The organism is Flavobacterium sp. (assembly GCF_013822155.1).
In the GTDB taxonomy this organism is placed as follows: Bacteria; Bacteroidota; Bacteroidia; order Flavobacteriales; family Flavobacteriaceae; genus Flavobacterium.
In genome coordinates this window covers 1-13218 of the sequence record NZ_PNJW01000042.1, presented here as the reverse complement: position 1 = coordinate 13218, position 13218 = coordinate 1, and the positions used below count along the sequence as shown (strand labels likewise).

The following is a 13218-nucleotide window of genomic DNA, read 5'->3' as shown; positions in this document are numbered from 1 at the left end:
AAAATATAATGTTCAAATTTTTTCGAATTTTTCTTCTCCTCTTTTTGCTGATTTCAGTTGTGAATTGTGCTACAAAAAAAGCGGCCAACTCTAATCCGGTTATTTCAGAATCAACGATTAAACCTACAACAGATAAAAATATAGAGGATTTTGAAAATTTAACGTTCAATTATTCTTTGTCAACCCCTGAAGAAAAAAAATGGGTAGACAGTATTTTTAATTCACTTTCCACTGAAGAAAAAATTGGTCAACTATTTATGGTGGCCGCCTATTCAAATAAAGATTCAACTCATATTAAATCGCTTGATAAATTAATTGAAGAACAAAAAATTGGGGGCTTAATTTTTTTTCAAGGTGGACCAGTACGTCAAGCTCAATTGACAAATCGTTTTCAAAAGAAATCGAAAGTTCCTTTGTTTATTGGTATTGATGCCGAATGGGGATTAAGTATGCGTTTGGATTCTGTCAATCGTTTTCCTTGGAATATGACTTTAGGTGCTATTCAAGATTTAAATTTAATTGAAAAAACAGGGGAATTAATGGCTGTTCAATCTAAACAATTGGGTGTACATTTTAATTTTGCACCCGTTTTAGATATCAATACCAATCCGAAAAACCCAATAATAGGAAATCGTTCATTTGGAGAAGATAAAAAGAATGTTGCGGAAAGAGCTTTAGCATTAATGGTTGGCTTACAATCTAATGGTGTATTTGCCACCGGTAAACATTTTCCGGGTCATGGTGCCACAGAATCAGATTCACATCATACTTTGCCTGTTGTTAATTTTTCACAGGAACATATACGAGACATTGAATTATATCCCTATAAGAAATTAATTAACAAAGGATTAGCCAGTGTAATGGTTGCTCATCTTGATGTACCAAGTTTTGAAAATCGTCCGGGTTATCCTTCTTCAATATCTATTGTTATTGTTACTGATTTACTGAAAAAAGAATTGAATTTTAAAGGATTAATTTTTACAGATGCTCTCAATATGAAAGGAGCAAGCAATTTTAAAAAACCGGGAGATATCGATTTAGCCGCTTTTACTGCCGGAAATGATATTTTGCTTTTTCCTGAAAATGTTCCTGTTGCTATTCAAAAAATAAAAGAGGCCATAGATAGTTCATTAATTACACAAGATAGATTGTCATATTCCGTTAAAAAAATATTGCATTTCAAGTACAAAGCCGGATTGAATGTTAATAAACCAATTGAAATTCAAAAACTTTCATCTGCCATAAATACTCCTCAGGATGAAGGATTACAATATCAATTGTATGAAAATGCCATTACAGTAATTAAAAATAAAGGAGACATTATTCCAATTAAAGAATTGGACAAAGATAAAATTGCTTACGTAAAATTGGGAGATGATTCTAATACTGTTTTTTTAGAAACATTAAAAAAATATACTGATATAACTGAGGTTAAACATGAAAATATTGATTCATTAAATTTTTTATTAAGAGATTATACAAAAGTTATTTTAGGATTTCATAAAGCAGATGGTGCTTGGAAAAAACATGATTTTTCAGCCAACGAAATAGTATGGATTACAGAAATAGCCAAACGTAAAAAAGTAATTTTAGATTGTTTTGTAAAACCCTATGCGTTAAGTTCAATTCCTACTTTTGAAAATATTGATGGGGTTATAGTTTCTTATCAAAATAGCGATGTGGCTCAAAATGTTTCAGCCCAACTTATTTTTGGTGCTATTGAGGCTAAGGGAAAATTACCGGTTACTATTAATGAAGAATTTAAAGTTAACCATGGTTTATCAACTGAAAAATTAAATCGTTTAGGTTTTACACCTCCACAAAATGTAAAAATGAATCCTTTTGTTTTGCAACGAATTGATGCAATCATGCAAAAAGCAATAGATGAAAAAATGACACCGGGAGGACAAATTTTAGTAGCTAGAAAAGGAAAAGTAATTTATCAAAAAGCTTTTGGGTTTCATACTTATGAAAAACAAATGCAAGTTAAAAATTCAGATATTTATGATGTAGCTTCGTTAACAAAAATCGTATCTACTTTGCCAAATGTGATGCAATTATTCGATAATAAAAAGGTATCCTTGGAAACTCATTTGGGAGAAATGTTACCACTTTTTAAAGGAACAGATAAAGAAAACATCATTTTTAAAGAGTTATTATCCCATTACGCCGGTTTGCAAGCATGGATTCCATTTTATAAACAAACATTGGATTCAAATAACTTGCCATCTGAGAAGTATTACAGAAAAGCATATAGCACTGAATTTCCAAATCAAGTAGCTGAAAATTTATATTTAAGAAAAGACTACCATGACACCATCATGAAGGCAATTGCAGAAAGTAAATTATTACCAAAAAAGGAATATAAATATAGTGATTTTACGTTTATCATTCTTAAAAATTATTTAGAAAAAATAACGGGAAAAACGCTTGATGAACTGAGTAGTAAAAACTTTTATTCTAAATTGGGTATGAATAATACTTTATACAATCCGTTGCACAAGTTTGATATGAGTAAAATTCCACCAACAGAAATAGATACTTATTTTCGATATCAAACTATTCAAGGCTATGTGCACGACATGGAGGCAGCAATGGAAGGTGGAGTAGGAGGGCACGCCGGAATCTTTTCCAATTCAATGGATTTAGCAAAGATGATGCAACTTTTTTTGCAAAAAGGAAGCTATGGAGGAGAAGTTTATTTTTCAGCAAATACGTTTGAAGCCTTTAATACATGTTATTATTGCGAGAATGGAAATCGTCGCGGAATAGGTTTCGATAAGCCGCAATTAGGAACATCCGGACCAACATGCGGTTGTGCTTCGATGACTAGTTTTGGTCATACCGGTTTTACTGGAACAATGGCTTGGGCTGATCCTGAAGAGGAAATTATTTATATCTTTTTATCAAATAGAACGTTTCCGAATGCTGAGAAAAACATATTATCTCAAAAAAATATTCGAGAAGATATTCAACAGGTAATTTATGATGCAATTATAAAGTAATTTATAATTTATGCATGTTTGCGGCTAAAGTTTCAATAAATTTTGAAATAGGTCCTTTAATCATCATAGCCATCATGGGATTAAAATCACCGTCAAAAGACAATTGAACTTCTGAACTTGCATCACTTAAGCTAGTGATATTTCCGGTTAAAGTAAATGGTAATTTTTCAGAAGCAGCTCCCAAAATAACTTGACTGCTCGGATTTTTTTCTTTCATCCGTAACTTGATTTCCGGCATACCCTTAAGTCCGAAAATAAACGAATCCTCACCGGTCACTTCAAATTTAGCAATTGTATCAGGCATTAGTTTTTCGAAATTGCGAACATCACTCAAGGAATCAAATAAATACTGAGCTGATTTTTCTACAGTAACTTTTGGGCTTTCTAAATTCATTTTTTTGTTTTCTGTTATCGGTTGTCTGTTTTCCGATGTCGGTTTAGATTTTTGTCTTTTCTCTTTTTTCTTTTTTCTATTCTTAAACTTCAACTCCCCAAGTAGATGGGCTAACTCGCCATTCTTGTAGAGTGTGTTGTTCTTCTTCTGTGATATAATTTTTCGCTACAGCTAATTCTAATAAATTATCATAATTTGAAAGCGTGTATAATTCAACATTAGCTTTTTTAAAGTTTTCAACAGATACATCAAAACCATATGTAAAAATGGCGACCATTCCTTTAACATTAGCTCCTGCTTCTTTTAAAGCTTCCACCGCAAGTAAACTACTGTTTCCTGTACTGATTAAATCTTCTACAACAACAACATTCTGTCCTTTTTGTAAAAAACCTTCAATTTGGTTTTGTCTACCATGTTTTTTAGGCTCGGGACGAACATATACAAAAGGTAATCCCAAGTATTCAGCAACAAGCATTCCAATTCCAATTGCACCCGTGGCAACACCTGCAATCACATCCGGTTTTCCAAATTGCTTTTCAATATGTTTGGAAAACTCCTCTCGTAAATAATTACGAATTGGTGGAAATGAAAGTGTTATCCGGTTATCACAATAGATAGGCGATTTCCATCCTGAAGCCCATGTAAAAGGATTTTTAGGATTTAATTTAATTGCGTTTATTTGTAAAAGCAATTCGGCCGTTTTTTTAGCTGTATCTTTATTTAAAATCATAGTACAAATGTATAAAGTTTTTGTGAACGACAAGCCACTTTTTTTGACAAATGAAATCCAAAAAGAAACGGATTTTCAATTGTTTTTACTTGAAAGTGTTGATATTAAAGAACTTATTATCAAAATATTTAAAAATAAAGTTGATAAAGCTTTTTTGTATCATCCGGATGAAAAGGAAATGATGAAAAAGTTGAAATCAAAAATACCGGTTGAAAAGGCTGGAGGTGGATTGGTTTACAATGATAAAAATGAAGTTTTGTTTATTTTTAGAAATAAAAAATGGGATTTACCTAAAGGCGGAATTGAAAAAGGAGAAGAAATTGAAGATACCGCTATTCGGGAAGTTGAAGAAGAAACAGGAGTGAAAGGATTAAAAATAATTAGAAAGCTTCCTAAAACATATCATATTTTTAAACGAAACGGACGTTATAAACTGAAAATTACCCATTGGTTTGAAATGCGAACGAGTTTCAATGAAAAATTGATTGGTCAAGTCGAAGAAGGGATTGAAAAAGTGGAGTGGAAAACGCCTAAGGAGATTCAAGTTGCTTTGACAAACTCTTATGAAAATATAAAATTATTATTTGAATAAAAAAAAATTATTTCAACACTCTATAAACAGGATAAGTTAAATAAGAGGATTCAAAGTAAATAGAATTTCTATAAATCCAATCTAATTGAGCCGAACCACTTTCAGCAAATTTTGGTTCCTCCATTTTCTTTTTTTTAAAGTTTTCTTTTAAAATCGGATTTTGTTTTAAAATGTCCGTAGCTAAATCTTCAAATACATAAGCAGAATACCATTCTTTTTGTTGCAAAATGGTATCAAAAAAATTCCAATTAAAATAGGAATCAACAGCCTCCGGTTCAAGTGTTTCCAGTAAATATTTTACACCAGTTTGATTTGAGAAAAAGATATAATCACCCGAATTGAATTTTACTTTTTTATTACTTTTTGAAATTTTAGTATTGTAATGTACATAATGACCTTCGTAAGGAGATTTTGAAGTTTGATAATTATCAATTTTATATGTTTCAACTTCAATTAATGTATCCTTTTGAATTAGGGTAAATTGCATCTTATTTAATTTTAACAAATCAATAATTTGCCATTGCGATTGTGGAATAATATAAGATTTTGGAATCGTAATAAATTTCGTGGGTTTATAATTTCCATAAAATGGAATTTTCTTGGTAAACGGCTTGCTTCTATCATAATATAATCGATCTTTTCCGGAAATGTCACTAGGCTTTTTCAGTCCTTCAAATCCTTTAAAATCAATATATGATACTTTAGTTGAGTCAATTGCCCAATCAATAGGATAGTTTGTTCCTTGTTGGTAATCATTATAACTTTCCATTCTGATTTTTTTAATTTTATCCCAATTGGCATCGGTATAATTTATAACACTAATCATAAATTCATAAGTTACTTTCACTCTTTCTTTGAACGATTTGAGCATGTGCGTTTCAGGCACAAAACCCAAGGTATTGAAAAGTGAGCTATAACCGGTAGCATATCTTGGTGTGTCTGTAAATTGTTCATAACCTTGGTCCGGAGTAGTACTGTGAACATTTACATAGGGAACTACATCAATTTTTTTTTGGTTCATGCTTTTGACAATGTCAGGAAAAAATTCATTGGTGAAATAGTTTCCTAAAGTTGTTCCTAATCGTTCGTGTTGAGTAGCAATACAAGTAAAAGTATATTGATAATCAGCACCATTAGAAACGTGATTGTCTAAAAAAACATCCGGATTTATACTTGTAAATAGCTCTTGAAAACTTCTTGAATTTTTAGTATCCGATTTGATAAAATCTCTATTCAAATCATAATTTCTCCCATTTCCTCTAAAACCATAAGTTTCCGGGCCATTTTGATTAGCTCTGGAAGAGGAATTTCTATTTAACATTCCGTCAATATTATAAACCGGAATAACTACTACTAGCGTATTTTTCGGAACTTTAATTTTTGAAGTTGCCAAATCTCGAAGGAGCATCATTGAAGCATCAATACCATCGGGTTCACCGGGATGTATTCCATTATTCACCAAAACAATTGCTTTATCTTGATCAAAATCAAAGTTTTTATTTTCAGAAAAAACAACAATATGCAATGATTTTCCACTATCAGTTTTACCTTTTTCCAGTATTTGAATACTTGAATAATTGTTAGCTAAATTTTGATAAAAGGAAATACATTCTTCATAAGTTGTCGATTGATTACCATTACCTTTTTCAAAAGGCGTCAAAATGAAACTTTTATTTTGAGAGAAAGATATAAAGCAAGCTAGAAATAGTGAAAATTGTATAAATTTTAACATGTGTTTGTTTTTTTTAAAAAAAAAATAACCAAAATGTATTTTGTGTAAGAAAAAAAATTAGTTTTGTTACAACAAATTTAAAAATAATCATTTATGAAAAAAATTACTTTACTTTTTTTATTGCTTTTTGGTTTTATCGGAACTAGTCAAACTATTTCTCATTCTACCTCTATGACTTTGTCAAATACAAATGTCGCTTGTAATGGTGGTACTCCTTCAACATCAAGTGATAATCGCTATTTTAGATATTTTAAATTAAGCGATTTTTCAATTACCGCCGATTACACTATTTCTAGTGTGCAATTTGGTGTTCAGACCTTGACCATACCAACTTTACCAGATGGTTTTCCTGTTACAGTTAAAATTTATTCTACAACAAGCAATAATTTTCCAGTAGCATATCCTGCAGGATACACCGAATTAGCACAAGTTACCACAAATTTCTTGTTAGCAGATGTTGAAACGTTAGTTTCAGTTCCTATTGCTGCCACAATTCCGGCTGGTTCAAACGTATTAGTTGAAGTAGGATATTTAGCTCAAACGGCTAGTAGTGGAAATAGAATTTTCTTGTCTGCTAATGATTTGGGTGAATCAGCTCCAACTTATATTTCTTCAACAGCTTGTGCACTTGTCCCTCCGACACCACTAGCTTCAATTAATTTTCCAAATGCTCATTTAGTATTGAGTGTTACCGGAACTACTTTGGGTGTTAAAGAAAGTATTTTACAAAAGGTTTCTGTTTATCCAAATCCATCTAAAGGAAAATTTACAGTTGATTTACCAGCTTCAGTTTCAATTGAAAAAGCGAGTTTAACTGATATTACTGGAAAACAAATGGCAATCAATTTAGATGCTTCAAATTCATTTTCTATTTCTGAATACAATACAGGAATTTATATTTTGAATTTACAAACTTCAGAAGGAGTTTTAAATAAAAGACTTATCAAAGAATAATATTTTCAATATGATTCATTAAAACCCGGTTCATTGAATCGGGTTTTTTATTTTATTTTGACTGAATCAGGAACTAATACGGTATAATCTCCACCATTTCTAATAACATCGCGAACAATACTCGAACTGATATAGGAAGTTTTAGAAGCAGTTAATAAAAATACGGTTTCAATTTTTGATAGTCTTCGGTTGGTATGAGCAATCGCTTTTTCAAATTCAAAATCAGCCGGATTTCGTAAACCACGTAAAATAAATTCTGCATTTTCTTTTTTACATAAGTCTATTGTTAGTCCTTCATAGGTAATTACACGAACTTTTGGCACATTTTTAAAGGCTTCTTCAATAAATTTCATACGTTGTTCAATCGAGAACATGTATTTTTTTTCTGCATTTACTCCAATGGCTACAATTACTTCATCAAAAAGTGAAATACCACGTTGAATAATATCAAAATGTCCTAACGTTATAGGGTCAAATGACCCTGGGAATATTGCTTTTTTCATAATTATATTATTTTGTCAACGCTAATTCAATGGCATTGTCAAACAAATCAGACAATGGGATACCAGCAACTTTAGCTTGTTGTGGCAAAATACTTTCGGTTGTCATTCCGGGAATGGTATTCATTTCCAGCATATAAGGTTCGTTATTTACTATAATAAATTCGCTTCTTGAAAATCCTTTCATTTTTAAGACTTCATAGGCTCTTTTTGCTACCGTTTCAATTTTTGCTTTTAATTCTTCACTAATTCTAGCCGGAGTGATTTCCTGTGATTTTCCTAAATATTTAGCTTCATAATCAAAGAAATCATTTTCTGAAACAATTTCAGTGATAGGTAAAACAGTAATTTTTCCTTTATAATTGATTACACCTACAGATACTTCAGTACCGTCTAAAAAACTTTCAATAATGATTTCATTATCTTCTTTGTAGGCATTTTCTATAGCAGGAATTAATTCTTCTTTAGTTTTAACTTTAGATATTCCAAAACTGGAACCTGATTTATTTGGTTTTACAAAACAAGGCAATCCAACCTTTTTAATAATTGCTTCCGGTTCAACAGCCTCACCAAAATTCAAATAATAGGAGGTAGCCGTTTTGATTCCATACGGTTTTAATACAGAAAGTAAATCTCTTTTATTAAAGGTTAAAGCTGATTGATAATAATCGCAGCTAGTTTGTGGAATAGTTAATAATTCAAAGTAGGCTTGCATTAAACCATCTTCCCCGGGAGTACCATGAATAGCATTAAACACAACATCAAAGTTTAATTTTTCACCATTCATACTAACGGAAAAATCATTTTTATTTACCGGAAACTCTTCTTTATTATCGTTTACCAAAACCCATTTTTCTTTAAATATGTGAATACGATAGGGATTGTATTTCGATTTATCCAAGTATTGATAAACTACATTTCCACTTGTGAGTGAAATTTGATATTCACTGGAATATCCGCCCATGATGATGGCAACATTTTTCATTGGTGTGCGTTTAAAGATTAGGTTTTACCTTAACAAATTTATCATTTATTTATGGAAACTAAAAACGGTTTATTATTTTATATATTTGCAACAAATAAAATAGAATGAGTTTAAGAAATTACTTAACCAGTAAAGTGTTTTTCAGTCAAGTTTTAATGGCATTTGGTATTATTGCTGTTTTGGCTTTTGTGTTTTTTAATATGCTCTCTTTTTTTACTAATCACGGTCAGGAAATCACTGTTCCAGATTTGAGTAAAATGAATGTTGAACAGGCAGAAGAAACTTTAGATGAATTAGGTTTAGATTATGTATTATTAGATACGTTGGATTATAAAAAAGATTTTCCACAGTTTTCTGTTGTAGAACAAGAGCCAAAAAAAGGAGCAAAGGTCAAGGCAAACAGAAAAATTTATATTAAAGTAAATGCATCAGGCTATACTTTAGTAGTGTTACCGGACTTGATAGAAAAAACATTCCGACAAGCAGAACCAACGCTAAAATCGATAGGATTACAAGTAGGGGAGGTAACTTACAAACCTTATTTAGGTAAAGATATGGTTTTAGAAATGAGATACAAGGGAGCTCCTATTAAACCGGGAACTAAAATCATGAAAACATCTAAAATTGACTTGGTTTTGGGTGATGGTAAAGTCGCTTTTGATGAAACTGAAATTGACAGTTTGATTCGGGAACAAGAAAGCAACCCCACTAATGAATAATATTCCTCCAACGGTCGAACTTGAAACAGACGACGAATTATTTGAACACCACCGATTTGATGTTCCTAAAGGACAATCGATGCTTCGTATTGATAAATATTTAATGCAAGTAGTCGAAAATGCAACTAGAAATAAAATTCAACAAGCGGCTACAGCAGGTAATATATTGGTAAATGAACAACCTGTAAAATCTAATTACAAAGTAAAACCATTTGATGTAATTAGGGTTTTGATGCCTCATCCGCCATTTGAATACTTGTTGGAACCCGAAAATATTCCAATCAATGTTATCTATGAAGATGATCAATTGTTAGTTGTTAATAAAGAAGCGGGAATGGTTGTTCATCCCGGACATGGAAATTATAGCGGAACATTAGTAAATGCATTGGCTTATCATTTTGAGAATCTTCCTATGAATAGCTCAGAAAGACCCGGTTTAGTGCATCGAATTGATAAAAACACTTCCGGTCTTTTGGTGATTGCAAAAACTGATTTAGCGATGGCCTATTTAACCAAGCAATTTGCAGCTAAAACTTCTGAACGAGAATATATTGCGTTAGTTTGGGGAAATGTAGAAGAAGAGGAAGGTACAGTCCGTGGTTACATTGGCAGACATGTGAAAGATCGAATGCAAATGGCAATTTTTGAAGATGAAAGTATGGGAAAACCTGCTGTGACTCATTATAAAGTTATAGAACGATTAGGATATGTAACTTTGATATCTTGTAAATTAGAAACTGGTAGAACCCATCAAATTAGAGCCCACATGAAACATATTGGACATACTTTGTTTAATGATGAACGATATGGTGGACATAACATTCTTAAAGGGACAACTTTCACAAAATACAAACAGTTTGTAGACAATTGTTTTAAAGTATTGCCCCGACAAGCTCTTCACGCAAAAACTTTAGGCTTTGAACATCCAATAACCAAAGAATTTTTACGCTTTGACACTGAAATCCCACAAGATATGGCCGAGTGTGTTGAAAAATGGCGAACTTATTCAAAATCACATACTTTGGAAGAAGAAGAGTAATTTTTTATTATATTTAAACGCTTAAAAAGTTTAAATTATGATTAGAATTTTACATTTTGTATTACTTTTTTCAACTTTTGGAATATCGGCTCAATCATTTGAAATAGGTAGAACTACCATTACTTTTATTGATGCCAGTCGAGGAAATCGTTCTATTGCCTCTGAAATTTATTATCCAGCCAACTCTGCAGGAATTAATGTTCCTGTTGCTTCTTCAACTTCTGAATCTTTTCCGGTTTTGAGCTTTGGGCATGGATTTTTAATGTCCTGGGATGCTTATCAAAATATTTGGGAAGCATTAGTACCCCAAGGCTACGTCATGATTTTTCCAAAAACAGAAGGAGGAGCTTCTCCTTCTCATTTAGAATTTGGTAAAGATTTAGCCTTTGTGATAAGCCAAATGGCACTATTAAATTTAAATTCATCTTCTATTTTTTACAATCGTATATCAGATAAAAGTGCTTTGATGGGGCATAGTATGGGAGGCGGAGCTGCTTTTTTAGCTGTTCAATTTTCAAACGAAATTGATGCAATTCTTACTTTAGCAGCGGCAGAAACTAATCCTTCAGCGATTGCAGCTGCAGGAAATTTAACAATTCCTGCCTTGATTATTGCCGGTACAAATGATTGTGTAACTCCAACAAACACCAATCAATTACCAATGTACAATGCACTTAATAGTGAATGTAAATCGTATATAAGTATTACCGGAGGAAGTCATTGTCAAATGGCAAACTATAATTTGTTTTGTAGCATTGGAGAATCCACTTGTTCACCTTCACCGGCCATTTCTAGAACTGAACAACATCAATTATTAAACCCAAGCATGTTATATTGGCTTGATTATCAATTGAAATCAAATTGTAGTGCCGGAAATTCATTTCAACAATTACTTACCTATTCCGTTGGAATCTCTACAATTAATAATTGTGAATATTGTGCACTTAATATTTTGGAATTAAATGAAAGTGAGTTATTTAAAGCCTATCCAAATCCATTTCAAAATGAAATAAGAATTTCAGCCTTTCCAGATAAATTGCTAATGATAGAATGTTACAATATGCATGCGGAATTAGTATACAAAGAAACTATTTCTGCATTTACAAAAATTAACACTGAAGATTGGGCATCTGGAATTTATTTTATAAAATGTACAGATCAAAAACATAAAGTCTCTGTATTCAAATTAGTAAAATAAAAATAAATTAATCAAAAAAAGTAGCGAATTTTGAGGTCGCTACTTTTTGTTTTTATTAATTTAAAATTTAACCTCTTCGAATTGAATTCCCGGAAGTTCTGGTCTGAGGAGTATTTTTATTTCTTCCTTCACTTCTTGTTTGTTCCCCTTTAGAGGAGCTACTTGCTCTTGGTTGAGGAGAATTTGAATAAGAATTTTGATTCTGAACTCTTGGAGATGATGCTTGATTTGAAGTTGAACGCGGTGAACTATATTCACTTGATTTCGGCGTACTTCTTGGTGTACTTGAAAAATTATTATCTTCTTTTACCTCTTTAACTCTAGGTTTCGGACTGCTATATTCTGAAGATGAACTATTCATAGATGTACTTCTCGGATTATTAAAAGCTAGATCTTCTGATGAATTGGTATTTTTAACTCTTGGTTTTGGAGTAGAATAGCCTGTCTCATTTGAATAACTTTTTGGATTTTCAATTCTTGGTTTTGGAGAAGAATAAACTGTCTCATTTGAATAGCTTTTAGGGTTTTCAGCTCTTGGTTTTGGTGAATTACTTACATTAGAAGTATTATAAGTTGTATTTCTAACCCCAGAATTTGAAGATCCTGTGTACAAATTTGCTCTAGTACTTCTTGGAGAAGAGGCAACAGCTTGATCTCTATTAGAACCATTATTGCGAGTTTGAACTAATTCGTGACGATTATCATAGCCATCATTACGATGATTGAAGGAACGATTTGGATATTGTCTTTCATATCCATTTGTTCTATAATTGCGATGCATTGCTACTGCATGACTACTTCTTCTGTGGTTTACATAATGACAAGTATTATTATAATTCACATAAAAATTTATGTGATTTCTGTAATGAAAATAGGGATAGGGATTCCATACAAAATAGTATGAAGGATAATAATTCCAATACCACGGAGAGCAGTAAGGTCGATAGGAGTTTACCCAAAAGGTATTATAAATAATTGGTGTGTAAGCATATATAGGTTCATAGATATAATTTGTACCATACATATAAACATCACCTACAATTTGAACTTGTAATTTATTATTTCGGTCTTTTTCTACTTCTATAGTGGCAACATCTTGGAAAAGATCTCGTCCAATGACTGATTGAACAATAATTAAATGTGTTCTACCTTCTACAGATTCAATTACACGTAAATAATCAACTTGATTATCGTTATTTAAATCAAGATTTGAAATTTGTGTTTGTGGATCATTTAATCGTTGTTCAAAATCTTCTAAATTAGCAGATTCTCCAAATATGGTTGCAATAGCTCTTAAATCTAAGTTATCACTTATATCAACAGAATTAGCTTTAACCGTAGTTCGGTCTTGAGCTTTTGAATCGGTAATA

At 31.6% G+C, this 13218-nt stretch carries 12 protein-coding genes; 6 read left to right on the top strand and 6 right to left on the bottom strand.

The window, feature by feature from the left end; translation table 11 throughout:
• Nucleotides 1–8: 8 nt before the first annotated feature.
• Nucleotides 9–3005: a glycoside hydrolase family 3 N-terminal domain-containing protein gene (locus C0512_RS10720; RefSeq protein ID WP_290861404.1), complete on the top strand. Its 2997-nt coding sequence runs from the start codon at nucleotides 9–11 to the stop codon at nucleotides 3003–3005.
• A gap of 1 nt (nucleotide 3006) precedes the next feature.
• On the opposite strand, the gene C0512_RS10715 is transcribed toward C0512_RS10720, so the two are convergent.
• Nucleotides 3007–3399: an SRPBCC family protein gene (locus C0512_RS10715; protein WP_290861402.1), complete on the bottom strand. Its 393-nt coding sequence runs from the start codon at nucleotides 3397–3399 to the stop codon at nucleotides 3007–3009.
• Between the two features lie 82 nt (nucleotides 3400–3481).
• The gene (gene pyrE, locus C0512_RS10710) at nucleotides 3482–4129 is read right to left on the bottom strand and encodes an orotate phosphoribosyltransferase (protein ID WP_290861400.1); all 648 of its coding nucleotides are present in this window, start codon (nucleotides 4127–4129) and stop codon (nucleotides 3482–3484) included.
• 7 nt (nucleotides 4130–4136) lie between these two features.
• Between pyrE and C0512_RS10705 the strand changes: the two genes are divergently transcribed.
• Nucleotides 4137–4721, top strand: coding sequence for an NUDIX domain-containing protein (locus C0512_RS10705; protein ID WP_290861398.1), 585 nt, complete (start codon nucleotides 4137–4139; stop codon nucleotides 4719–4721).
• A gap of 7 nt (nucleotides 4722–4728) precedes the next feature.
• Here C0512_RS10705 and C0512_RS10700 read toward each other — a convergent pair whose 3' ends face one another.
• Nucleotides 4729–6453: a M14 family metallopeptidase gene (locus C0512_RS10700; RefSeq protein WP_290861396.1), complete on the bottom strand. Its 1725-nt coding sequence runs from the start codon at nucleotides 6451–6453 to the stop codon at nucleotides 4729–4731.
• A 93-nt stretch (nucleotides 6454–6546) separates the two neighbouring features.
• Here C0512_RS10700 and C0512_RS10695 point away from each other — a divergent pair, with 93 nt between their 5' ends.
• Complete coding sequence (locus C0512_RS10695) at nucleotides 6547–7407, top strand: T9SS type A sorting domain-containing protein (protein ID WP_290861394.1); 861 nt, start codon at nucleotides 6547–6549, stop codon at nucleotides 7405–7407.
• Between the two features lie 47 nt (nucleotides 7408–7454).
• Here the strand turns inward: C0512_RS10695 and coaD are convergent, their stop codons facing one another.
• Nucleotides 7455–7910 (bottom strand): pantetheine-phosphate adenylyltransferase, encoded by a 456-nt coding sequence (coaD, locus tag C0512_RS10690; RefSeq protein ID WP_290861392.1) that lies wholly within the window; start codon nucleotides 7908–7910, stop codon nucleotides 7455–7457.
• 7 nt (nucleotides 7911–7917) lie between these two features.
• Nucleotides 7918–8892, bottom strand: a complete 975-nt coding sequence (locus C0512_RS10685; protein WP_290861390.1) for a D-alanine--D-alanine ligase — start codon at nucleotides 8890–8892, stop codon at nucleotides 7918–7920.
• 104 nt (nucleotides 8893–8996) lie between these two features.
• Here C0512_RS10685 and C0512_RS10680 point away from each other — a divergent pair, with 104 nt between their 5' ends.
• The 3 genes from C0512_RS10680 to C0512_RS10670 are packed head-to-tail and all read left to right on the top strand — an operon-like array spanning nucleotide 8997 to nucleotide 11848.
• On the top strand, nucleotides 8997–9611 hold the full coding sequence (locus tag C0512_RS10680) for a PASTA domain-containing protein (RefSeq protein WP_290861388.1): 615 nt from the start codon (nucleotides 8997–8999) through the stop codon (nucleotides 9609–9611).
• Nucleotides 9604–10650 carry an RluA family pseudouridine synthase gene (locus C0512_RS10675; protein WP_290861386.1) on the top strand — a complete coding sequence of 349 codons (1047 nt, stop codon included), beginning with the start codon at nucleotides 9604–9606 and terminating at the stop codon, nucleotides 10648–10650. Before C0512_RS10680 ends, C0512_RS10675 begins: the two co-directional genes overlap by 8 nt.
• 37 nt (nucleotides 10651–10687) lie before the next feature.
• Nucleotides 10688–11848, top strand: a complete 1161-nt coding sequence (locus tag C0512_RS10670) for a T9SS type A sorting domain-containing protein (RefSeq protein WP_290861384.1) — start codon at nucleotides 10688–10690, stop codon at nucleotides 11846–11848.
• A 67-nt stretch (nucleotides 11849–11915) separates the two neighbouring features.
• On the opposite strand, the gene C0512_RS10665 is transcribed toward C0512_RS10670, so the two are convergent.
• Nucleotides 11916–13218: hypothetical protein (locus C0512_RS10665; RefSeq protein WP_290861382.1), on the bottom strand; the 1303-nt coding region annotated here is incomplete at its 5' end.